Annotated in this window: 25 protein-coding genes, 3 tRNA genes and 2 rRNA genes; 4 read left to right on the top strand and 26 right to left on the bottom strand. The window is 58.7% G+C overall.

Features of this window, described 5'->3' with window-relative positions:
• Positions 1–16: 16 nt before the first annotated feature.
• The 4 genes from E2N92_RS09770 to ppcA all read left to right on the top strand — a co-directional run bounded on the left by E2N92_RS09770 (position 17) and on the right by ppcA (position 2247).
• Positions 17–88 (top strand) — tRNA-Cys (locus E2N92_RS09770).
• Positions 89–94: 6 nt separating this feature from the next.
• Positions 95–216 (top strand): 5S ribosomal RNA (gene rrf, locus E2N92_RS09775).
• Between the two features lie 289 nt (positions 217–505).
• Positions 506–627, top strand: a 5S ribosomal RNA gene (gene rrf / locus E2N92_RS09780).
• Positions 628–810: 183 nt separating this feature from the next.
• The gene (gene ppcA, locus E2N92_RS09785; RefSeq protein ID WP_246589170.1) at positions 811–2247 is read left to right on the top strand and encodes a phosphoenolpyruvate carboxylase; all 1437 of its coding nucleotides are present in this window, start codon (positions 811–813) and stop codon (positions 2245–2247) included.
• 371 nt (positions 2248–2618) lie between these two features.
• On the opposite strand, the gene E2N92_RS09790 is transcribed toward ppcA, so the two are convergent.
• From E2N92_RS09790 to E2N92_RS09915, 26 genes are all read right to left on the bottom strand, one after another.
• Entirely contained in the window at positions 2619–2936 is a 318-nt protein-coding gene (locus E2N92_RS09790; RefSeq protein WP_220680994.1) for a hypothetical protein, read from the bottom strand.
• Between the two features lie 146 nt (positions 2937–3082).
• Positions 3083–4384 carry a PEGA domain-containing protein gene (locus E2N92_RS09795; RefSeq protein WP_220680995.1) on the bottom strand — a complete coding sequence of 434 codons (1302 nt, stop codon included), beginning with the start codon at positions 4382–4384 and terminating at the stop codon, positions 3083–3085.
• Between the two features lie 26 nt (positions 4385–4410).
• A complete protein-coding gene (locus E2N92_RS09800) occupies positions 4411–4956 on the bottom strand; it encodes a hypothetical protein (RefSeq protein WP_220680996.1) in 546 nt (181 codons plus the stop codon).
• Positions 4957–5823: 867 nt separating this feature from the next.
• Positions 5824–7506: a glutamate--tRNA ligase gene (locus E2N92_RS09805; RefSeq protein ID WP_220680997.1), complete on the bottom strand. Its 1683-nt coding sequence runs from the start codon at positions 7504–7506 to the stop codon at positions 5824–5826.
• A 1-nt stretch (position 7507) separates the two neighbouring features.
• Positions 7508–8482 carry a polyprenyl synthetase family protein gene (locus E2N92_RS09810; RefSeq protein ID WP_220680998.1) on the bottom strand — a complete coding sequence of 325 codons (975 nt, stop codon included), beginning with the start codon at positions 8480–8482 and terminating at the stop codon, positions 7508–7510.
• Between the two features lie 17 nt (positions 8483–8499).
• Positions 8500–9837 (bottom strand): RNase J family beta-CASP ribonuclease, encoded by a 1338-nt coding sequence (locus E2N92_RS09815; protein WP_220680999.1) that lies wholly within the window; start codon positions 9835–9837, stop codon positions 8500–8502.
• Between the two features lie 19 nt (positions 9838–9856).
• The gene (gene fni, locus E2N92_RS09820; protein WP_220681000.1) at positions 9857–10891 is read right to left on the bottom strand and encodes a type 2 isopentenyl-diphosphate Delta-isomerase; all 1035 of its coding nucleotides are present in this window, start codon (positions 10889–10891) and stop codon (positions 9857–9859) included.
• Between the two features lie 62 nt (positions 10892–10953).
• The gene (locus E2N92_RS09825) at positions 10954–11709 is read right to left on the bottom strand and encodes an isopentenyl phosphate kinase (protein ID WP_220681001.1); all 756 of its coding nucleotides are present in this window, start codon (positions 11707–11709) and stop codon (positions 10954–10956) included.
• Positions 11702–12571, bottom strand: coding sequence for a mevalonate kinase (mvk, locus tag E2N92_RS09830; RefSeq protein ID WP_220681002.1), 870 nt, complete (start codon positions 12569–12571; stop codon positions 11702–11704). Before mvk ends, E2N92_RS09825 begins: the two co-directional genes overlap by 8 nt.
• A gap of 1 nt (position 12572) precedes the next feature.
• Positions 12573–13364: an AmmeMemoRadiSam system protein B gene (gene amrB / locus E2N92_RS09835; RefSeq protein ID WP_220681003.1), complete on the bottom strand. Its 792-nt coding sequence runs from the start codon at positions 13362–13364 to the stop codon at positions 12573–12575.
• 13 nt (positions 13365–13377) lie between these two features.
• Positions 13378–13989 (bottom strand): 30S ribosomal protein S2, encoded by a 612-nt coding sequence (gene rpsB, locus E2N92_RS09840; protein WP_220681004.1) that lies wholly within the window; start codon positions 13987–13989, stop codon positions 13378–13380.
• A 2-nt stretch (positions 13990–13991) separates the two neighbouring features.
• Positions 13992–15179, bottom strand: a complete 1188-nt coding sequence (gene eno, locus E2N92_RS09845; protein ID WP_220681005.1) for a phosphopyruvate hydratase — start codon at positions 15177–15179, stop codon at positions 13992–13994.
• A gap of 4 nt (positions 15180–15183) precedes the next feature.
• Positions 15184–15354 carry a DNA-directed RNA polymerase subunit K gene (locus tag E2N92_RS09850; RefSeq protein WP_220681006.1) on the bottom strand — a complete coding sequence of 57 codons (171 nt, stop codon included), beginning with the start codon at positions 15352–15354 and terminating at the stop codon, positions 15184–15186.
• Between the two features lie 29 nt (positions 15355–15383).
• Positions 15384–15458 (bottom strand) — tRNA-Pro (locus tag E2N92_RS09855).
• A complete protein-coding gene (locus tag E2N92_RS09860; RefSeq protein ID WP_220681007.1) occupies positions 15459–15647 on the bottom strand; it encodes a DNA-directed RNA polymerase subunit N in 189 nt (62 codons plus the stop codon).
• 31 nt (positions 15648–15678) lie between these two features.
• Positions 15679–16080, bottom strand: coding sequence for a 30S ribosomal protein S9 (locus E2N92_RS09865; RefSeq protein WP_220681008.1), 402 nt, complete (start codon positions 16078–16080; stop codon positions 15679–15681).
• A 12-nt stretch (positions 16081–16092) separates the two neighbouring features.
• Positions 16093–16515, bottom strand: a complete 423-nt coding sequence (locus E2N92_RS09870) for a 50S ribosomal protein L13 (protein WP_220681009.1) — start codon at positions 16513–16515, stop codon at positions 16093–16095.
• 5 nt (positions 16516–16520) lie between these two features.
• Positions 16521–16889 carry a 50S ribosomal protein L18e gene (locus tag E2N92_RS09875; RefSeq protein WP_220681010.1) on the bottom strand — a complete coding sequence of 123 codons (369 nt, stop codon included), beginning with the start codon at positions 16887–16889 and terminating at the stop codon, positions 16521–16523.
• Positions 16890–17714: a DNA-directed RNA polymerase subunit D gene (locus tag E2N92_RS09880; RefSeq protein WP_220681011.1), complete on the bottom strand. Its 825-nt coding sequence runs from the start codon at positions 17712–17714 to the stop codon at positions 16890–16892.
• Complete coding sequence (locus E2N92_RS09885) at positions 17714–18109, bottom strand: 30S ribosomal protein S11 (protein WP_220681012.1); 396 nt, start codon at positions 18107–18109, stop codon at positions 17714–17716. The genes E2N92_RS09880 and E2N92_RS09885 overlap by 1 nt, the downstream gene beginning before the upstream one ends.
• A gap of 2 nt (positions 18110–18111) precedes the next feature.
• Positions 18112–18651, bottom strand: a complete 540-nt coding sequence (locus E2N92_RS09890; protein WP_220681013.1) for a 30S ribosomal protein S4 — start codon at positions 18649–18651, stop codon at positions 18112–18114.
• Positions 18652–18667: 16 nt separating this feature from the next.
• Entirely contained in the window at positions 18668–19120 is a 453-nt protein-coding gene (locus tag E2N92_RS09895; RefSeq protein WP_220681014.1) for a 30S ribosomal protein S13, read from the bottom strand.
• A 28-nt stretch (positions 19121–19148) separates the two neighbouring features.
• Positions 19149–19233 (bottom strand) — tRNA-Ser (locus E2N92_RS09900).
• Between the two features lie 96 nt (positions 19234–19329).
• On the bottom strand, positions 19330–20304 hold the full coding sequence (locus E2N92_RS09905; RefSeq protein ID WP_220681015.1) for a deoxyhypusine synthase: 975 nt from the start codon (positions 20302–20304) through the stop codon (positions 19330–19332).
• Positions 20305–20859: 555 nt separating this feature from the next.
• Positions 20860–22140, bottom strand: a complete 1281-nt coding sequence (locus tag E2N92_RS09910; protein ID WP_246589171.1) for an RHS repeat-associated core domain-containing protein — start codon at positions 22138–22140, stop codon at positions 20860–20862.
• 50 nt (positions 22141–22190) lie between these two features.
• Complete coding sequence (locus E2N92_RS09915) at positions 22191–22895, bottom strand: hypothetical protein (RefSeq protein ID WP_220681016.1); 705 nt, start codon at positions 22893–22895, stop codon at positions 22191–22193.
• Between the last annotated feature and the right edge of the window lie 29 nt (positions 22896–22924).

A 22924-nucleotide genomic window follows, 5' to 3' on the forward strand; every position in this document is an offset into this window, starting at 1 on the left:
GAGAACTATCACGGCTGCCAAGGTGGCGGAGCGGCCACGCGGTTGACTGCAGATCAACTACACCCCGGTTCAAATCCGGGCCTTGGCTTTGGGTGATAGCGGCCATAGCAACGGGGAAACACCTGGACTCTTTCCGAACCCAGCAGTTAAGCCCGTTAACGTATTGCCCTGTACTGAGTTGCGCGAGCACTTGGGAACGGTAGTGAGCTGCTATCCCCTTCCTTATTATTAGACTGTTATTCTTTGAGTTTATTTATTCTGTGTTTTACTGAGCTTGCTTCAGCATAGATTCTCTGTCGCTGAAATAATGTCTTTCTCTTTCACGTAATGAGCCGTCCTGGGGTTATCCTGCAGGAAGATCGATTCATTGAGAGTTCAGTTGCCATCACTCGTTTTGTTTGATATATTTCTTCCCCGGTGTGATCCCAGGATTTCAGGTTTCAGATCTGAATGGACGGGCCGGTGTGCATACCCTTATATCTCATTGAGGCTGACTATTATAGCGTATAGCGGCCAGAGCAGCGGGGAAACACCTGGACTCTTTCCGAACCCAGCAGTTAAGCCCGTTAACGTATTGCCCTGTACTGAGTTGCGCGAGCACTTGGGAACGGCAGTGCGCTGCTATTCATCCCTTATGCAATGGTATAGTTCTATTTTTGGGTATATTTCTTCAATTTATGATTGTTTTGTGCCGTTCTCTCCGAAATGATATATAACTTCATCTTCATAGTGTAGATATTGGGATCATTCTGATATCTCGGTCCCCATGGAGCATTTGCCATGAATGATATCCCGGATATCCCGAAGTGTATGAGTACACAACATCCTGACAATGTTCACATTCCGTTTTTCGCCGAGAATGCGCAACTTGGTGGAGAAGATGAAGTCAGGGAGGCCTACTATGCTTACTCCCATCTTGGGTGCAGGGAGCAGATGTGGGACTGTGAAGGAAAAGAAGTCGACAACTTCGTCGTCAAGAAACTCCTCTCCAGGTATGGTTCATATTTTGATGAACATCCCCTCGGAAAAGACGTCTTTCTGACGCTCAGGGTACCGAACCCTGAGGTGGAGAAGGCGGAGGCGAAGGTCCTTCTTGAGACCCTGGAGAGTATCCCGCGCTCCTATGATGTTGCCCATCTCTTCTCAGGGAACACGATCCCTCCGATCTTCCAGGTCATCCTCCCGATGGCGTCATCGTACCCTGCCATCGATAACATCTATCAGTATTACCGCGACTTTGTGGTCGGTCAGCAATACAAACGGCTCGGTGGACGCGAGAAAACAATTGCCGATTGGATCGGGCGGTTTTACCCGGAAAAGATCGACGTGATCCCGCTCTTTGAAGACCAACCGAGCATGCTCAATGCCGCCGGCATTGTCGGTCGTTACATGGAGGACAAAGACCTCGCCTACCAGCGGGTCTTCCTCGCGCGTTCGGACCCGGCGATGAACTACGGGATGGTGGGTGCGATTCTCCTCAACAAAGTTGCGCTCTTCCGCCTTCATATCCTGGCCGAGGAGACGGGCGTCCCGGTCTATCCGATCATCGGTGTCGGGTCCGCCCCGTTCAGGGGAAATCTCGGTCCCGAAACCGTGGATCGATGTACCGCCGAGTACCCGAGTGTTCATACTTTCACAGTCCAGTCGGCATTCAAGTACGACTATCCCCAGGACACGGTCCGCCGTGCGGTGGCAACCCTCGAGGCGCGCGAGGTCGCGACCCCGATGGAGATCAGAGAAGAAGAAGTGCTCCCGGTGGTCGGGAAGTGCACGGCGCGGTACATGGAAAGCGTCACTGCGCTTTCCGACCTCATCAACCGGGTCGCCGCCTTTGGACCCAGTCGGAGAATGCGCAAACTCCATATCGGGCTCTTTGGCTACTCCCGGAGCATGGGCGGGGTCACCCTTCCCAGGGCGATCGCCTTCACCTCGGCGCTGTACTCGATCGGTCTTCCCCCCGAACTTCTCGGCCTCGACGCCCTTGCGTCCGACGACATCGAGTTCCTGCGCGAGGTCTATGTGAACTTCGACGCTGATCTGGTCGACGCAGTGCGGTACTTCGATCCCGAGTCCGAGTATGTCCCGACATCCCTGACGAAGATGGTCTGCGACCTCGTCGACGTCGAACCTGACCCGGAGCACCTCGAGTGCGCGGCCGAGGTCCGCCTGGCCCTGAAGGAAGGTCGGACTGCGGATGTCAGGTCCGGGATCTTGAGGGCGGCGAACATCAGGCATTTCCTGGGATGAAAAAATGGCTCTAAAGAAATCATCTTGATCGTTCTCTTCTCCGGGGGACTTGCCGCCCCCCGAAACCCCCACGACGAGGATGAGCGGGGGGCGGCGATGGAACAAGATCGCCGCCGGTTTTTTGGTCTTGAAAATGAGAGATCAAGCGACAAGAAATTTTCATCGCGTATGCTTGAGCCCAAGGATCGTGCCTGATTCTACAGGGCCCAAAAAATCTTTTTTTTTTGGTGAGGAAAGACCTGAGGATAGGTGTCTCTGTGGGAGTCAGGCGGGTGCGTCCCGGTGCGAGTGGGCGGGAAGGTGGGATGGTCAGAATGTGCCGCCTTCATTGCAGAATTTCAACCGGGAAGGCGGTTGAATCATACCTGACCTTATAGATCAGACTGTTTTCGATCCCCACTGGCGGATGGATCCTGTGGGATGCAGGCCTCATCCATCTCGTCTTGAGGATCAGAAGAGTACTCGACATCTGCTCTCGCCAGTTGCTCCGGGGTGAACGCATAGATAGAGGTGCGCTCTCCCTCGGGGCCGGCCCTGGTGGAATATTCTCCCTCAAAGATGGCTTCGGATGGATCTTCCTCGCTATATTCATCGTCTACTCTGTACATCTTTGCTATCGTGAGATAGGACGTGGGCTGGTCGACCCTCTTCAGGGGAGATAAGGTCCCGGTCTCAAGCGACATTTTCATCCGGTATGCATCATGAAGTGTGCTTTTCTCGACGTATGCCTTTTTCTACACAACCATAAGGCCCGGCCTTGTAAAATCAGGCATGACCCCTGGTTCATGTCTGATTCTCCAGAGCCGAAAAAATAGGTTCCTGGCTCTGGAACTCTCTAGTCCTTTTTCTTCAGGCCGATGACGACCACAGCGAACATGGCCCCGAAAATGGCCATGACCGGGATCGGCGTCCCTGCCTGCGTCTGCGTCGTTTCCGGACGTTGCATAAGTGTGCCGTTGACCGTCACCGTCGTTCCGGCCAGAACGCGGAAATCTCCGGTCCAGGGCTCATAGCCCTCGAGTTCGAGCGTGACGGTGTGGTTGCCGGGCTCGAGGTCGGGGACGGTGACCGGCGTCTTGCCGACGAGGAGGTTGTCCATATAGACTGCGGCGCCTGGAGGATTGGAGGAGACGGTCATGGCACCCGTCGCCGGCGTGGGTTCTGCCGTGGTGAGCGGCGGCGGGACGGCCGTCGGTGTCTCCTGCGGTTCTGCGAGGGAGAGCGTATAGGCTCGCACCATGTGGTCACCGCTACCGGTCACCAGCGTGAGGCCGTCGGCGGTGAGGGCAACACCCCTGACCGCCGTTCCGGTCTCTTCGGACAGGATGCTCTCACCGTTCCGGTCAAGGATCGAGAATGTTCTGTCAAGCGAACCGGCTGCGACACTCCGGGCGTCTTCGGTCATGGAGACCGACGTGACCGATCCGCCGGCCCGAAACTCCCATATTTTTTCGCCGTCGACGGAGAAGAGATATGCCCGACCCTCAGAGGTGCCTGCAACGATATACTGGCTATCGGGGGAACACGAGACCCCCAGCACATCACTGAAGACCGGGGTGGACCAGAGAAGTTTTCCCGAGGCGTTGAAGAGATAGAGCTGTTCGTCGGTCGACCCTGCGGCGACCAGCGATCCGTCTGGAGTGACGGCCGTGGCGAGGACGTCGGATCCGACATAATATTTCCAGAGGACCTCTCCATCTCCGTCCAGGAGGTAGACCCGGTCGTCCGACCCTCCGGCGGCCACATATGCCCCGCCGTCGGCGACCGCGACGGCAAACCCTCTTCCCGGCAGGAGATAACTCCAGCGCCTCTCGCCGTTGATCTCATAGAGATAGACATGGTTGTCGGAGGAGGCCGCGCCCACCGCGCTCCCGTTCGGTGCGACCGAGACGCTGTTCACGTTCGCCTGTGCCTTCTTCTCCCAGAGCACCGCTCCATCGCGTCCAAGGAGCGTGACCTTCCCATCGTCTCCCCCTGCCGCCACCGCCGTGCCGTCGGCAGAGACCGAGACCCCGCGCACCGTTGCACCGGTCTCGTAGGTCCAGTCAAGGGAGGCCTCTTCTGCGACCACTATGCCGCAGAGGAGAGAGAGGGCAACGGCCAGGACGACCGTCGCCCATGCTTTGTTCTGTGTCATGAGGGGGGATCTCTCGGTCCTTCTATTTATCTCCGGCGGATGAAGAGCATCGCACCGATCAGTCCGAGTGCCGCTGCGGCTCCACTGACCGACGCCTCGGTCGGCGTCGTCGTCGGGGCGGTCGGTGAGGTGACCGGGGTCTCAGGTACCGATGTCGTGGGGGTGACCGTCCCGGTCACCTCCTCCTCTGCGGTGACGGTAAAGGTGGTGCTTGCCTGTGCATCCCCCTCCACCCATTCGACGGTGATGGTGTACTCATCAGGCGGGAGATCGGCATCGGTCGTGAGCTCCCAGGTGTTCAGCGGCTCTCCCGCCTCGACGATCGCCGTCCCGCTCACCCCATAGAACGGCGCCTCGGTATCTTTAGCCGTCGGCTCGAAGGCCGAAGAGGTCACTTCGACCTGCAGCGTATTTCCCGGGGCGATGTTTGTCGTCCCGGTGATCGTCAGGCTTCCCGGCGCGTCGGCCTCGACCGCGTCGATATTGATCATCTCTGTCGTCTCAGCCCCTGCTCCTCCGGCGAGGAGGAGGACGACCAGGGCGACCACGAGGTAGGATACAGGGCGCACCATGAGTGGGGGTGATGGGAGTGGTGATATAAGAAGGTAGGGGAGCGCGGGAACCTGCCTCAGACCGACTGCATGGGACAGCTTTGTTGAGCTCAAATGTCTCGTCGCTTGGTCTCTCTTTTTTTAAGACTGAAGAACTGGCGGTAAAAATTTTGCGATTGTGGGCGGCGATGGAACACAATCCCCATCGGTTCTCCTGTCTTGAAGAGAGCGATCAAGCGACGAGAAATTTTTATCGCGTATGCTTGAAACGCAGGTTCATACCCTATTCTAAAAAGCAAAAAAAAAAAGGGCTCTGTAGAAAACATCCTCTTTTCATCACCTCAACCCCCTTGTGACCTTCATCCATCGCCTTCCCTCATGCTTGCGCGGGGGCTTTGCCCCCGGACTCCCAGGATGAAGATTGGGGCGGAAAGCGGAGCAATGACCATGAAAGAGGGGTTGCAGTCTCCCGCCTCTCTTCGTGCGGGGGGTTCTGGGGGCGGCACGCCCCCCGTCGAAGAGAACCATCAAGACGATTTACCATGAAAATGATCCAGACGATCCTCTCTTCAGGTTTGCATGAGCGTTTGAACTTTTCATATCACGTTGAAGCCGATACGCAGAGGATAGAGAATCTCTCTGATGGATCGGCCGCCCGTAATCGTCAAATCTTTCCCGCAATCTCGCGCCGGGGGCTCTGCCCCCGGCCCCCCACGACGAGGATAGCCGGGGCGGCGATGAAACTAGATCTTCCAAAGATCCTGTCGCGAGGATTGGGTTCCCGCCCACACGCCGTAGCGCAGCTCAGAAAATTTTCATCCCGTATGCTTGAGCCCGAGGCTCATGCCCGATTCTACAAAGCCAAAAAAAGAAAAACGCAGATCCCGCTCAGCGGTGAGCGAAGAACGCGACGACCCGGCCGTCCTCGACCCGGTCGATCCTGGCAAAGCCCACCCGCTCGAACTGGACCGTCCCGCCGACGTGCTCTGTCACCTCGGGCTCGCAGACCCCGGCGATATCGCCCTCAGGCGTGCGGAGGGTGCACGGGATCCCGTATTCCGCCGGCAGCCACTGGATGATCGGGGCCTTCGCCTCGCGGGCCGCCGCGAGGTCGTCGCCGGCATAGGCCGCCTGCCCTTCTCCTTTCAGTTCGATGTTGAAGAGGTCTTTGAGGCGGACCATCCCCGCCCCCTCCACTTCGGCCGCCGGGAGGACGACCGCACTGGTGAAGGCGAGTTCGCGCACGCCTCTCTTCTCGTCGCCGGGGTAAAGCGGCACCCGTGCCCTCTGTTCGGGCGCCCCCTCCACCTCGTAGCGTACGGGGTTCGGGACAAAGAAGAACCGGTCCGAAGTCTCGTCGATGACCGCCTTGTTCTGGGCATACAGGTTCTCCCACGAGAACGAGATGTCCGTGTCGCCGGTCCCGAGATCGACCATCGCCCGGCGCACCGCTTCGGGCTGGATCCCCCGGCGTGCGATCGCCCGCAGGGTCCCCAGGTGGACGTCGTCCCACCCGGTGTACGTGCCCTCGTCGATCCCCTGGTGCATTGAGGAGGTCGAAAGGACCAGCCCCTCGATGGACATCCGCCCATAATGACGGTATACCGGCGGCTTCCACCCGAAGTAGTCGAAGATATAGCGCTGCCGTCTGGTGTTGGCGATATGGTCCTTGCCCCTGATCACATGGGTGATCCCGAGGAGATGGTCGTCGACCACCACCGAGAAATTCATCAGCGGGTAGACCTTCGCCTCGATCCGCGGGTGTGCTGGCGAATCGACGATCCTGAAGATGGAGAAGTCCCGGATCGCCGGGTCAGGGTGTTCCAGATCAGTCTTCACCCGTACCGTCACCTGCCCCTCGGCAAACCCGCCCGAGAGCATCTGCTCCCAGAGCTCCAGGTTCTCCTCCACCGTATGGGCCCGGCACGGGCAAGCCTTCTTTGCCAGTTTCAATTCCCTGAACCGCCCCGCGTCGCAGGTGCAGACATAGGCCCCGCCGATCTCGATGAGCTTCCTGCACAGGTCATAGTAGATATCCATCCGGTCGGACTGGTAGACGATATCGGTCACCCCGAGTCCCATCCACTCGATATCCTCCTGGACCATCCGGTAGGCGTCAGGGTCCACCCGGCGCGGGTCGGTATCTTCGATCCGCAGGACATACCGCCCGCCGTACCGCTTCACATAGGCGTCGTTGAGAAACGCCGCGCGGGCGTGGCCCAGATGGAGCGGGCCTGAGGGGTTCGGGGCGAACCGCATCACCACGCCGTCCTCGGCCTCTTCCAGGGGGGGAAGTTCTTTTTTGGTCTCCTTCTTCTTCCCGGCGTCCATCTCGTCGACGACCTCGGGGGCGAGTTCGGCAAGCTTCGCCTTCCATGCCTCCGGCGCCATCGTCGCCACCTCGGCCAGCACCTCCTCGAGGGCGGCCGGGAGTTCTTTTGCGTGCGGCCTGAGTTCGGGGTGGGTACCGAGCACCTTGCCCATCACCGCCTTTGCCCTGGGAACGCTGCCGTGCTTTGCCGCGTTCTCGAGCGCGTAGATGTAGAGGATCCGTCTGAGCGCCGCGTCCATCTTAGAAGCTCCTGCTGATGAAGAACTCCACGAGGTCGTCCAGGTGCTGGCGTTCCGTGCACTCGGGCAGGACCGAGAGGGCGCGCCTGGCCGTCGCCACTTTTTCTTCTGCGATCTCGCGGACCGCGTCGACCACACCGGCCTCTTCCAGTTCGGCGATCGCCCGGTCCAGTTCCTCGGGGGTGAGGTCGGACCGGCGGTACTGAGCGAGATCAAGCCCCTTCTCCCGAGCCGTGATCGCGATGAGCGTCTGCTTCCCCTCGCGCAGGTCTGAACCGCGGTCCTTCCCGCTCTTCTCGGGAGGTGCGAGGAGGTCGATGAGGTCGTCCTGGATCTGGAAGGCGATCCCGGCGTTCATCCCGTACTGGTAGAGAGCATCGACCTGGACAGCGTTCCCTCCGGCCAGAATCCCGCCGATGGCCGCCGAAGCCGCATACAGCGCTCCGGTCTTCTTCCCGGCCATCTCGATATATTCAAAGCCCTCGATCTCCCGTTCGGCCGTCTCGAAGGCCATATCCTGGTGTTGCCCCTCACAGATCTCGGCGCATGTCCGTGCCAGCATCGCCACCGCCTTCACCCGCGCCCGGTCGTCGGCGATCGCGTGGGTGATGAACTCGAAGGCCTTTGCATAGAGGACATCGCCTGCCAGAATGGCCGTCGGCTCGTCCCATTTCACGTGGACCGTCGGGGCACCTCGCCGCGTCGCGTCCCCGTCCATGATATCGTCATGGATGAGGGTGAAGGTGTGCGTCATCTCCAGGGCGACCGCTGCGTGCATCAGGTCGTCGGAGGATCCGGGGCGCACCGACTCGGCCGAGAGAAGGAGCACCGCCGGCCGCAGGCGTTTCCCGCCTGCGAGGAGCAGATGCGCACTTGCCTTAAAGAGTTCACCAAAGGCGTCACCGAAATACCGATCGAGCATCAAGTCGACCTGCTCGGCGGTTCTCTCCAGATAATCTTTGAGATCTTCGCTCATACGAACCAGTTCTTCTCTTATTTGATCAACACTCTCTGCCCGTTTCTCAGGATATGGATGTCGTTGTTCAGGGTGTAACCGCACCCCTCCGCGAACCTCAGGTACCCGCCGGTCATATCGATGTCCCCGTGGGAGGGGATGATGTGTTGCGGGTTGAGGAGGTGGATCAGTTCATAGTGGTCTTCCCGGTAGGCGTGCCCGCTCACATGGAGGTCATCGAAGATCCGTGCCCCCTGCATCCGCAGGAGCGTCTCGACCAGATGGCGCTGCCCATAGTTCATCGGGTTCGGGATGACCTTCGCCGAGAAGAGCACCTTGTCTCCCTTGGACATCTTGAACGGCGTGTCGCCGTGGGCCATCCTGGTCAGGATCGCCCCGGGCTCGCCCTGGTGGCCGGTGACGATCGGGACATACTTGTCCTTCCCGTTCTTCATGATCTGGCGGAATGTCCGGTCGACCGTCCGCCGGTTTCCGAAGACCGAGAGGTTCTTGGGGAAGGCGACGAGTTTGAGCTGCTCCGCCGTCGTCGAGTAGCGCTCCATCGACCGACCGAGAAGGACCGGCTTTCTCCCGATCTCATACGCACATTCGGCGATGGTCTTGATCCTTGAGATATGGGACGAGAAGGTCGAGACAATGATCGCACTCTTGTCGTCCTCGTAACTGGTCATCGTGTCCCTGACCAGTTCTTTTGCGATTCGCTCGCTCGGCGCCCGCCCTTTCCGGTCGATGTTGGTGGACTCCACCACGAGGGCGACGACGCCCTCCTTCCCGATCTGGCGCAGCCGCGCGAAGTCGGGCGGGTCGCCGAGCACCGGCGTCCGGTCGAGTTTGAAGTCGTTGGCGTACACCACCGCCCCGCGCTTGGTGTGGAGCACCGCCATCACCGTGTCGATGATCGAGTGCTGCATCCGCACAAACTCGAGGGTGAGGTTCTGGGAGATGCGGTACCGGTTGCCTGACCGCAGCACCTGGAGTTTGTTGTTCACCCCGAACTTCTGTTCGCCCTGGATCTGCTGCTTGATCAGTTCGATGGTATACGGCGTCCCGATGATGGGAGCATTGTATCGGTGGGCGAGTTTGGGGATCGCACCGATATGGTCCAGGTGACCGTGCGTACACACGATCGCTTTCACCGTCCCCTCGACGGTGTTCATCATGGTGTCGTCAGGGATGGCCTTCATCTCGATCAGGTCCAGGGAATGCATGTTTTCGAGTTCTGCATCCTCGTGGATCATGATCTGGTCGAGCCGCAGCCCCATATCGAAGACGACGATCTCCTTTCCGCAGCGGACGGCGGTCATGTTTCGGCCGACTTCGTTATAGCCGCCCACTGCAACGATCTCAATATCCATTTTCTTTCTCCTTGTGTCTTTATTCACAGAGCATCTGCCTGGTCGTCCCGGTGATATAGGTCCGCACCTGTGCAAGGTCCCGGACACTGCCCGAGCCGGTCAGAAACATTGCGACCCGCAGTTCCCGGAGGAACGCCCTGACTGTCTGTTCAAGCGCGTCTTCGCTCTCCATTGCCGGTTTGAGGAGGGGGAGGGCCATGCCCCCGAGGTCTGCACCGAGCGCGAGGGCCCTGGCGATATCGATCCCGCTTCTCACGCCGCCGGTGGCGATCACCGGCCCGCTGCCGGCCACCTCGCAGAGGCTTACCACGGTCGGGATTCCCCATCCGAGGAAACGCTGGCCGAGAGCCTTCAGTGCTTCGTCCCCGCCGGTCCGCTCCACTTCGACCGCCGCCCACGAGGTGCCGCCCGCACCGCCGAGGTCGATCGCCGCCGCGCCCGCACCCCAGATGAGACGTGCGGTCTCCGCCGTGATCCCGGCTCCGGTCTCCTTGAGGATCACCGGGGTCCTGAAGTCCCTGCAGAGGTCTGCGATCGCGGCAAGGCACCCGCGGGCATCGTGGTCGCCTTCGGGCTGGGTCGCTTCCTGGAGGAAGTTGAGGTGGATACAGAGGGCGTCCGCCTCGATCATCTCGACCGCCCGCTCGGCCCATTCGGCGCCGTGGTCGCGGAGCTGCACCGCCCCCAGGTTGGCGCAGAGGAAGGCGTGCGGCGCCTCGTCTCTGACCACCGTGAAACTCTCCTCGAGTTCGGGGTGTTCGAGGGCGGCCCGCTGGGAACCGACCCCCATCCCGAGTCTGAACTCCTCGGCAACCCGTGCAAGTCGCCGGTTCACCTCGGTGGTCGCCGGGTGGCCACCGGTCATGGCGGCGATAAAGAGCGGGGAGCCAAGCTCTGCTCCCAGGAAACGCGTCTGCAGTCTGATCCCCTCAAGGTCGAGTTCGGGGAGGGCCGCGTGCGCGAGCCTGACGTCCTCGAACCCGGCTCTTCCTGCCTCGACCTGTGTGTTGCAGCAGATCTGGAGGTGGTCGAGTTTGCGGGAGGGTGTCTGCATATCTTTTCTGATCTCAATCCCTCCGAAATGTATCTGGGTGTGCCTGCCGTACTCTCTGGCTCTCACCTTCTGACTATCGTTCCGCCGTGATCTTTTTCGTCGAGGAAGTCCTCGATCCGGGATATATGGAATATATGCGACTCCACTCCCGCGTCGGCAAGTGCGAGCAGTTCGGTGATCTTCCCTTTCATGCCGCCGGTGACGTCGGTGTTCCCTGAACACCCGATAGACAGACGTCCGACTGTGTCCCTTGTGATCTCCGGTACGACCGCTCCCTCGTCGAGGACGCCCGGGACGTCGGTTGCAAGCCCGACCCGTCCCGCCTCGAGCGCGATGGCGAGGTACCGGATGATCTGGTCACCTGAAATGATACAGGCACCGCGGCGTGCGTCCATCACCACGTCCCCATGAAGGACCGGGGTGATGCCCAGCCGCACCAGTTGAGCTATAGGTATGCACTCACAGGATATGAGTTGTCCGCTCTGGGCACGGCACGCGGCGAGGGGGTGGACACCGATCGCGTCCACGCCGTGTGCACGCAGTGCCGCCACCACCGCCCGGTTGAGCCCGGCGACCGCCTCGTGGGTGACGGCGATCCCTGCTTTGTTCGCAGGGCCGACGCCGTCCTGGATGTGGTACTCCTTCGCCTCCGGGTGCCCGCAGGACCCCGCACCATGGACCAGGACCAGCCGGAGATCGGGCCTGGCCGCGATCACTCCGGCGAGCGTCGCTAGGCGCGCATACTCGACGCCCCCGGTGCCGGCCTTGTCGGTGACGATGCTCCCGCCGAGTTTGAGCAGTGTGATTCTGTTATCCATCTTTCTCTTTGCGTATGCCTTTGGTGTCGATTGTCGTGATGATCGAACGTGCCCCCATCGCATCAATCGCACCTGCAACTCTGCTCTTCGCGTGTTTTGGACAGAGCGCAACCATACACCCGCCGCCACCGGCCCCGGTCAACTTTGCGCCGAAGGCCCCGGCCGCCCTGGAAGAGAGCACGAGTTTGGAGAGCACCGGATGGCCGACGCCGAGGGCCTCGAGGAGGGCGTGGTTGATGTCCATGCACTTGCCGAGCTGTTGCGGTTTGTTCATCGACTTGATCGCCTGCGTCGTCACCGCGCCGATGGCGTCCAGGATGGGGTCCACGATCTCGGGGTTGTGCTGCCGTTCCTTTGCCACATGCTCCACCATCTTCGCGGTTGAATGAGAGATCTGGGAGTTTCCGATGACCAGGTGGAGGTTTTGTGGTGGCAGGCGACGTTTCGAGTCTCCGGTGATCAGGACGATCCCGCCGAAGGTCGTGACATAGGTGTCGGTCGGGCTCGCCCGCCCCTTCTGGACCTTCTTCTCGATGGCAAAGGCGCGGCGTGCAATCTCTTCTTTTGAAAAATTGAGTCCGAACTCATCTGAGATCGCGGCGAGGGTCGCGGTGGTCACGGCGGCCGACGATCCCAGGCCCGAAGACGAGGGGATCTGGGACCTGATGTACACGCTCCCCTTCACGCCGGTCGACCTGAAACACTCCTCGATATAGGGTGAACGCACCCGCGGGGGATGACGGTGCTTCCTGACCGTCACGGTGACCCGGGGCTTGATGGCCATTGCCACCCCCGGTTTCCCGTAGACGACGGCATGCTCGCCAAAAAGGAAGACCTTGCCGGGTGCGCTCCAGGTAGCCACGCTACACCGCCGCTACCGCCGCGTACCCGACGACGATCGGATCTCCGGTAATGTTTCCGCTCGTGGTATAAGAGAGCAGTTTTCCTCTGGTCGCACCCAGGGCTCTGGCCGCAAGGACCATCGTTGCGATCGGTCCGTACCCGCAGGCGCTGACGTTCAGGAATTTGATCCGCCGGTAAAACTCGGGGACGTCCAGACTCTCCAGCGCCTCGATCGCCTGCAGGTCCACGTGCCTGGCAAGGTCCTGGGGGACATAGTGCGAGAAGTCACTCGATGCCACGACCCGCACCTCCCGTCCGGTCTCCTGAACGGCGCGCACGATCGCCGACGCCAGCGCCTTGGCGCTCTCCATGCTCTGGTCTCCCATCATGATGGGAGCGATCCGTGCCCGTGGGAAGCGGTACTTGATGAAGGGCACCTGCACCTCGATCGAGTGTTCGCCGGCATGGGCCCGCTCGTCCACCGGCACCCCGATCGCCTCGACGAGCTCGGTGTCGGTATCGACGATCCCGAGAGGGGTCTCCCAGGGAAGTTTCGAGGCACAGGTCATGAATCCTTCATGACTCGGGCCGATGACGATAAATGTCCCGTCAAAAGAGGATGAAATGGCGGCGAATGCTCGGGCCGCCACGGCCCCTGAATAGGGGTAGCCTGCGTGGGGGGAGACGATGCCGGAGGCATCGGGCATGTCGGGTTCTCCGGCCTCCTGGAAGACCATCCCGAGGAACTGCTCAAGGTGAGCCGGGTCGCCCGGGTAATACATGCCAGAGACGCTGCATTTTCTCGTCTCCATCCATGCCCCCTCCTTACAGCTCGGTCTCGAAGTCCTCGGGAGTAAGGGAGGTGGAAACACCGCGGATCCTGAGCATCTCCTTGGTGAGCAGGTAGTAGATGAGCGAGAGTGCCTTTCTCCCTTTGTTGTTCGTCGGGATGACCAGATCGAGGTACTTCGTCATGTTGTTGGTGTCGCAGAGCCCGACAACCGGAAGCCCGTTCTGGATTGCTTCCTTGACAGCCTGGACATCGCCCATCGGGTCGGTGACCACGACGACGTCGGGCTCGATGTAGCCCCTGAAGTTCGGGTTGGTCAGGGTTCCCGGGATGTACCGGCCGATGGCCGACGTCCCGCCGATGCTCTCGGCGAACTTCCGCGCCGGGTACTGGGCGTACTGTCTCGAGGCCACGACCAGGATCTTCGGGGCGTCGTACTGCGAAAGGAACTTTGCTGCGGTCTTGATCCTCTCGTCGGTCGACCTGATGTCAAGGATATACAGTCCATCCCCGCGCACGCGGTAGATGAACTTCTTCATGTCCTGGCTCTTCTGCTGCGTGCCGATGTGGACGCCCGCGGCGAGGTAGTCTTCCACCGGCGCGAGGGGCTCGTCCAGCACGATCTCCATCTCATTTGCTTCAGCCATATTTAGATCAGCTCCTCAATGCGTAACAGTTCATTCAGTTTTGCTATCCGCTCGCCGCCTACGACCCCGCACTTGAGGAAGATACACTCGAACGCGGTGGCGAGATGGGCGATGGTCTCGTCAGTTGTTTCACCTGAGCGGTGGCTCATCACCGTCTCCATACCATGGGTATGGGCGAGGTGCACCGCTTCGTACGTGTCGGTCAGGGTCCCGATCTGGTTGGGTTTGATGAGCACACAGTTGGACGCCTCGGTCTCGATGCCTCTGGTGATCCGCTCGGTGTTGGTGACATAGAGGTCGTCGCCACAGATGAGGCACCGGTCCCCGACCTGGCTGGTGAGCTCGGCAAAGCCCTCGAAGTCCTCCTCCTGGAGGGGGTCTTCGACATAGACCAGGTTGTACCGGTCGACCAGGTCGGCAATATAGGCTATCTGGTCTTCCGTCGACCGCTTTGCGTCCTTGTATGTGTAGGTCTCGCCGTCCCAGAGTTCCGAGGCCGCAACATCGACACCCATGCTGATCGCAAAGTTCAGTTCGTCGGAGACCGCACCCACGGCTTCCTGAAGCAGTTCGAATGCCTCGATGTCCTGGATCCTGGGTGCCCATGCCCCTTCGTCGCCCTTGCCGCAGCCCTTGCCGGCTGCGACCAGGAGCTCTTTCACCTTCTTGTGCACCGCGGCATTGGCGAAGACCGCCTCGTCCGCACAGGACGCACCGGTCGGTACGATCAGGAACTCCTGGATGTCGGTGGCATTGGCCGCGTGTGCCCCGCCGCCGATGACATTGCCCAGGGGCAGGGGTGTCTTCTGGGCGAAGGCCCCGCCGAGGTACCTGAAGAGGTCGGCCCCGATTGCATCTGCTGCAGCCTTGGCAGAGGCCAGGGAGAGTGCAACCGCGACGTTCGCACCGATGTTCGAGAAGTCGGGCGTCCCGTCGATCTCATGGAGAATGGCGTCGAAGCCCGCCTGATCGGCGGCGTCTCTGCCGACGAGTTCGGGCAGGAGGTGCTCGCGTGCTGCTGCGATCGCCTCGCGGGGCGGCCGCACCTTTGCTTCCCAGGTGCCGGTCGACGCCCCGCTCGGCGCTGCCGCCCGGCCAAAACCAAACGCAGTGTAGATCTCCGCCTCAACGGTCGGGTTGCCCCGACTGTCCTGGATCGTCCTCAGTACAATTTTCTCAATCTCAGTCATCAGATCACGCCTTTCTCTTTACGGTAATAGGGATCCGATCGTTCTCGAATTCTTCGAGTGCGATGCTGAGGGGATCGACACTGGTGGTTTGAATCAGGACTGGGGCACCCATGGAGACCTGGAGCGCTCGTGCTCCAATAATCCGTGCTTTTTCATAGCGAGTATATGGGTCCATCATTCACCCTCAAAACTCATAATAGATAATGGGGTCGCTGAGATTCGAACTCAGGTCACAGCGTCCCGAACGCCATAGGATAGTCCAGGCTACCCCACGACCCCTCACTGGTACGGATTGATGTCCTCCACAATCTCTTTGTGAGTGAGCAGCATCCGTCTGCAGCAGTACCGCTTCAAACCGAGATCATCGAGGATCTCTTTGGGATCCTCGCCTGCCTCCCGTCGCTGTTTGAATTCTTCCCATGCGGGGGAGATCACCTTGCCGCATGTTACGCAACGTACCGGGATCATATCTCGATTACCTCCATTTCTTTTGTCCAGCTTAACGATAAGACTTTTGGAACTTTGCCCGTGCTCCACGACCGTGCGGCTTCTTTGCTTCCTTCTGGCGTGAATCGTTGACCAGGAGGGTGCGGTCGTAGGTGACGAAGATGTCTTTGATCTTCGGGTCGTTGTGCCACTTGACGATGCCGCGGGCGAGTGCGGTCCTGACTGCCTCGGCCTGGCCCATGAACCCGCCGCCGTTGACTTCGATCGTCACGTCGATGTCCTCGATTGCGTTCGGTGCGAGGAAGAGAGGCTCGGAGATCTTCATGCGGGCCAGTTCGGTCCCGTAGATCTCGAGGGGCACGGCGTTGATCCGAACCCGGCCCTTTCCTTCCTTGAGGGTTGCCCGTGCGATCGCGGTCTTCCTTTTTCCACTCGTGTTAATGACCTTTACCATCTCTCCATCACCTCAGAACTTGGAACCAAGGATCTTGCTGATCTCGCCGAGCGTGACATACTTCGGGTTGTTCAGCCGCTCGATCCCTGCGGTCTCGATGGTCTCGAATTCCTTGCCCTGGAACTGGGCCGGCACGCCGGTGTAGACCATGATATTCTTCAGGGCATCGGCGCCGCGCTGGCGCTTGTACGGGAGCATGCCGCGAATGGTCCGCTTCATAATGAGGTCGGGACGCCGCGGGAAGAACGGGCCGCCTTCGACTGAGCCGCGCTGGTGCTTCTGCTCGTAGTTGGCCAGCACCATGGCACGCTTGCCTGAGACGATCGCCTTCTCGGCGTTCACGATCACGAACTCTTCGCCCTGAAGTGAGCGCTTTGCGACGTTGCTCGCAAGTCGTCCGAGCAGGTTTCCTTCTGCGTCGATAATCGTCACCATTGCTCTCACCTCAGAATCCTCACGCCAGAGCCCTTCGGGTTTGCCTGGATCAGTTCTTCGATGGTCATGCAGCTGCCGTCAAGGCCGGTGATCTTGCTGACCGCCGACTCGGAGAAGGTCAGCGCTGCGACCGATACTTTCTGGTTGAGCACGCCGCTCCCGAGCACCTTGCCGGGCACCAGGATCGTCTCGCCGTCCTGGGCGTACCGATTGATCTTTCCGATGTTCACCTCAGCGTAGTTTCTGCTGGGTGACTCCAGATTTTGTGCGATGGCCCGCCAGACCTTCGCGTCGTTCTCGCGCGCGGTATCTTTGAGCGTCGCGATGAGGTGCGTCAGGCGCGGGTTCGTCTTCTGGTTAGTCCTCTTTGCCATCTAATTCACTCCGGCTATCTCACTCAATGTATCTGAGAGATCCGTCGACTGATTCCTGATGAATTCCAGTCCTTTTTCGATTATTGTCAGAACAGGTATGGACCCGTCGCTTTCCACGACAAAGATGAACCGTGAGCTGTCTGCGGTGACCGTGACTGCGGGCTCTTCGCCGATGCCGGTGGTCAGGCAGGCTTTCTCGCAGAGTCTGCAGAGCGAGCACTCCTCAAGTTTGCCTTCGACCACGCCCATCGTCCGGCCCTTCAGTTCGAGTACCCCGCGTGGGCACTCGTCGATGCACATGCCGCACCCGTCGCAGTTCTCAGAGACGGTGATGACCGGGTACTCTTTGTACCCGCAGGCATTGGTCGGCTGCCACTTGGCGTGGTGCTTCCCGATGCCCAGGACGGCGCGAGCCTCAAGGACGACCTTCTGCCCCTCGAAGAGTTTGACGATGGGGATGTCATCATGGACCAGTTTGGTGTCCGGGTCGTCTGAGATGAGGTCGCTGGAGAGGACGGTCCTGGGTCCCTCGACGCTCATGGTGAAGTTCACCATGCAGAGGGGGCACCCTTCGCCGCCGCAGGAACATTCGCTCTGGAGAACAAAACGGGACAGGTCAGTCTTTATCGGGATTAATCCGAGCCTGTGTGCCAGAATCTCATCGAAGAGTACGCTGGAGTTATCATAGATCCTGATATCTTCGATGGCGAGCGTCGGCACCTCACCGATCATGGCACGGCGCAGGGCATTGGCGAACGCTGGGGTGGCGTCGCTCAACACAAAGCGAGCGGCGTCATCATCAATTCTGGCAAATTCGATCTGCATCAGACTCTCCTTCCGCGTCTCCCACCCTTTTGACGGATCGAATCGTGCGGGACCGGGGTTACGTCCTCGATCTTACCGATACGCATGCCTGCACGGGCAAGTGCTCTGATGGCTGCCTGGGCGCCTGGCCCGGGGCTGCGCTGCTTGCCCTGGCCCGGAGCGCGGACTTTCACATGGAGCCCGATGATGCCCTTTTCCTTCATGGTGTTGGCAACGTTGTTGGCCATCTGCATTGCCGCATAGGGCGAGCTCTCGTTGCGGTCCTGCTTGACGACCATCCCACCGCTGCTCTTGGTGATGGTCTCCGCACCGGAGAGGTCGGTGACCGTGATGATGGTGTTGTTGAACGAGGCGAAGATGTGTGCGACACCCCATTTTTCCTTCTCGTTTGCCATGATTACCTCCCGCTGATCCTGGAGCGCTCAGCGTGCGACTCGGTGGCGAGCGGAGAGTGCCCGTAATATTCGACCTGGCCTTCCTGTTCCCTGGGAACCATGTAGCCGGGGATGGTGACCTTGCGACCGCCGATGGCGATGTGGCCGTGAGTGATGAACTGGCGGGCTTGTTTGGGTGAACGGGCGAGCCCCTTCCTGTAGACGATGGTCTGCAGTCGGCGCTCGAGTTCCTGCTCGGTCTTGAGGGCGAGGACGTCGTCGATGTCGGCCTCGCTGCCGACCATGCCGTAGCGCTCGAGACGGTTGAGGAGCTGCTGCTTCTTGGTCTCGGCCCGTGCGGGGTCGGTGCCCGCGGATTCGAGGGCGAGGATTTCACGAGTGGCCTTGCGGTACTTGCGCAGGGCGCTCTGGGCCTTCCAGAGTTCCTTCTTGTTCCTGAGGCCGTACTCGATGACGATCTTCACTTCCTCCTCGATGCGGGTCTTCTCGAACCGGCGCTTCGGGGTGGAGTAGGTCTTATGATTCTTGCCTGGATATCCCATCTTTCTGCCTCCTCACTCAGGCCTTCTTTCTTCTCACACCGACGGTCGTGCCAGTCCTGCCGGTGGACTTGGTGCGCTGGCCGCGGACCTTCTGGCCGGTCTCGTGGCGGATCCCGCGGTAACTGCGGACCTTGCGCATCGTGTTGATGTCCTCTTCCAGGGTGAGCGAAACTTCGCTGGCCATGAGGTGCCTGGGCTTGCCGGAAAGGACGTCGATGGGACGGTTCAGCATCCAGGTAGGGACGCTTGACGTGTAGTTGTCAACTGCGGTACGGATCCGTTCGATCTCGTCGTCACCCATCTTGCCGAGGATCGCACGCGGGTTGATCTCGGCCTGCTGCGTGATGATCTTTGCAGCGTGCCGCCCGATCCCTTTGATCCCGGTGAGGGCGATGAGCGCCATCTTCGTGCCGTCCAGGTCGGTGTCTCTGACCCGGACGAAGTACTTGATTTCTTCTTCTTGATCCATCTGATCGCCTCGTCAGATCTGGTCAAAGCGCTGAGGGAGGGATTTGAACCCTCGAGTCCCAGGGGGACACAGGTTTAGCAAACCTGCGCCATACCAGGCTTGGCTACCTCAACATTCGAATTGCGCATCCTTGGATACTCGCAACGCAGAGCGCTGCTCCATGAATGGTGTTCAGTAGTATTCGTTTGAATTCTTAATAATGGTTGTGGTTAGCCCTGGCCCGGGCGGGCCCGTACAAGCCCGCTCCCGAGGAGGGCCGATGTGACGATCGGCAGGGCGATGGTGGCGTCGCAGAAGCACTGGACGCTTCTGGTCTCAGGAGACTCTTTTCCCCACGAGATCGCCTCTTCAAAGGTACACCCGGAGAGTCCGCCCCAGTGGGGGGCGTCGGAGGTGTACTGGACGGCATAAGCATGGCCGCCGAGTTCGTTGTCGTGCATCGAAGCGATCACCTGAGTCTGCTGGATGAAGTTCTTCGGGACGCCGCCGCCGACATAGACGACGCCGGTTTTTCGGGCGCCCTCGACGATCGCCGTCAGTTCGTCGGCGTCGGCGATCTGGTCGATCGCGACCTCCGCCCCCCGTCGGCGGGCGACGGTGAGGGCGATGCCGAGCGACGAGTCGCAGAGGGCCGGGACAAAGATCGGGACGCCGGCCTGCACAGCGGTGGCGGTGAACGACCTGCCGTCGGGTGCGAGATCGGTGATATGTCCGGCAAGGCGACGGATGAAATCTGCCGAGGAGGCGTGGTAGGGGGCGAGGCTCTCGGCGAAGGCGGCGACGCGGAAGTCCACGCTTCTGAATTCGGTCTCATACGCAAAGACGTCGTAGATCCGGTCGATCCCCTTGTCGTACAGGGCCGCGTCGTCGACGCAGTGGTGGCCCAGATAGTGATGGATACTGAGGTGCTCGGCGATGTCGTGGAAGATGTTTGCGCCGGTGGAGACGATGGCGTCGACGTATCGGTGGGCGATCAGTTCGATGAGACATTCCTGCATACCGGCCGGGACCATGGCCCCGGAGAGACCGAGGATGATGGTGCAGTCAGGGTCCTGGATCATCTCTGACCAGACTCTGGCCGATTCTCCCAGTTTCCTGCCCTGGAACCCGGTCATACTCATGGCGCGTACGAGTGATGGAACGTCGCTGTTCGGGCGGACCGGTTGGCGTGGGTTGAGTTCCATGGCTCTTCTCCTGAAATATACTCGTAGGAAGAAGTGAAGAACACATTGATCTGTTCCTGGCGGGCGGGGCGTCAGGAGAGTACCTTATAGGGGTCGTGTCGGGTTTTTCTCTGACTGTTGTGGGGTTGGTTTTGTAGAATCACTCATGAAACGAAAGCACGCCTCAAACATACGGGATGAAAATTTCTCGTCGCTTGCGGTCTCATTTCAAGACCGAAGAATCGGTGGAGACCTCACTCAATTGCCGCCCCCGCATATCCTCGTCGTGGGGGGTTCCGGGGGGTTTCCCCCGGCGCGAGACGGCGGGGAAGATTCGACGATTGGGGGCGGCCGATATCTCTGAGGAAGTTTCTCTCCTCTGTGTATCGGCCTCAATGGGATTTGATGGGTTCAAACTCTCATAAAAATCCGAAGAGATGATATTCAGGATCATTTTCATAGTGTCGAATAGGGAGAGCAAGTTGCCTGACCCTCCCCTTCTAAGAACCGTACGTGAATCTTTCTAAAGAATTAATTTTTTTAGTTCCTCTTCATTGAATCCGTTCGATAAACCAATCACTTTCCGCCGTTTGCAATGTGTTCCAGGGTGCTATCAACGCCTATTCCCAGGCCGTTATTAATTATGTTTCCGAAAAGACGTCGTTGCATTTCTTTCTGCATTTGTCTTCCGGTCAGTGCCGTGATTAAGGATTTTGGATTTCTTCCCACGTTTGGAGAAAATATTTTCTTTCCCACTCCTCCTGAAATCGCGCCACCTCCGGTAGAAACTGCAAGACCTTCCCAGGAGAATTCTTCCGTACTTCCTGGAACTCCTATTGAAGAAAGCTTGTTTTGTGTATAAGTATCAACACCATACTCAACTGCTCCCCATGCAGCACCAACAGCAACGGGGTTTAATGATCCCGCTGCGAGTGCAGCCGCCGATCCCCCGGCAAATCCTCCTGCTGTCCGACCTGCTAATGTGCACCAACTAAAAGTGTTTTCACCTGTTGCCGCATAGGTCCCGATCACCTCTCCTATATACCATGCATCGTTAACAGCAGCGCCGGCAGCACCCGGGACCCACCAGACCACTTTCCCGCTCGGATCCGTAAACCGGACAGGATTATTGTGAACGTACGTGTACCTGTTCAGGCTCGGGGGGACGGAAGCAAACCCGGTGAAAGGATCCTTTGAAATAAACCGCCCGGTTTCCGGATCATAATACCGTGCCCTGAGATAGATCAGTCCGGTTTCAGGATCCATCTGTTCCCCGGTGAAAAGGAAGTCGTTATCCTCCTGACCGGTTATCAGATCCGGCTTGCCGAAGGCATCGTAAGAATACGTATTTACGGTGATTCCGCCACTGTCACTCAGGCTGCGTACGCTTCCCAGCCCGTCGTACTGGTAATAGATCTGTTCTCCCGACGAATTGGTCATGGAGATACGTTGCAGGCCATATAAGGAAAGAGATGTACCCTGTCCATTAGATTCGGTAAGAACCTGTGGCAGGCCGCCATTGACATCCCATACATACTGGTTACTTTCTGTTGTATTCCCGCTGGTTACGGATTTGCCGACACGGTTGCCATCTCCGTCATATGCAAAGGTAAGTGAGGTACTTCCCGGCAATGATACGCCGGTCAGTCTGCCGGCAGCATCATACCCATACGACGTTGTCCCATTGGCTTCATTCTTTTCAATACGGTTGCCGTTGTTGTCATAGGTGTAGGTGGTCCCGCCGGCACTCAGCAACCGGTCACCTGCATCGTACGTGTAGGAAATTGTCGAGCTCGCGTTACCAGCATTCGTGGCCATGTTCAGGCGGTTGCCCATGGGATCGTACGTGTAGGCCACCGTTGTACCCGGGTACGTCACCGTGTGCGAATGGCGGAAAAAAGGATACGTCATTCCAATTTTACCTTATCCCCCAGTTTTTCCCTGAACCGCAAATAGATCTTTGCGACTATGTCGCTATTATAAAACGTAAGGATATTTATCTTCTTTTTTCCATTCATAACTATCTCAAGCCTATATCTGCGGAATTCTTCACCTACTTTTCCTTTCGGAGCAGGTTTCACTGCTATGATATCCGTATATTTTATCACGGTTTTCCAGTCAATACGAAAAAAGTAAAACAGAAATGATTTAATCTGCACTGAATCCTCTTTAAAGATGAAAACAGGCGTTATGTACCACATCAAGATAAAAATTGTAATCACTACAAATGAGCAACTAGTATGATTGAAATCCACTTCATTTTTAATCAAGGAATAGATGATATCAAATGCAGGACTGAATGTAAATATCATAAAAAATATTAATACTCCAATTGTTGGCTTGAAAAGCGATTGTCGGGTATCTTCCTGATCGGCCTCCTTGATCTCTTCTTCCTTCATCTCCTGTGCCAGTGATTTTTGATAGATTTGATAAATAATTGTTATAACAATATACGTTAAAATTCCCACGCCCGCAATACGTTGAAATAATCTGATTGTTTCAATAAGACCCGGGTCTTGTATGCCGATAACCGATGCCCAGGGAATAGCAAAAAGGACAAAAGCGCAGAGAATCAACAATACGTAACGTACGATTTCCTTTCTCTCCATCATCTTTGACAACACCTCATAAAAATTCTATT

It is taken from the genome of Methanofollis formosanus (assembly GCF_019633745.1).
Taxonomy (GTDB): Archaea; Halobacteriota; Methanomicrobia; order Methanomicrobiales; family Methanofollaceae; genus Methanofollis; species Methanofollis formosanus.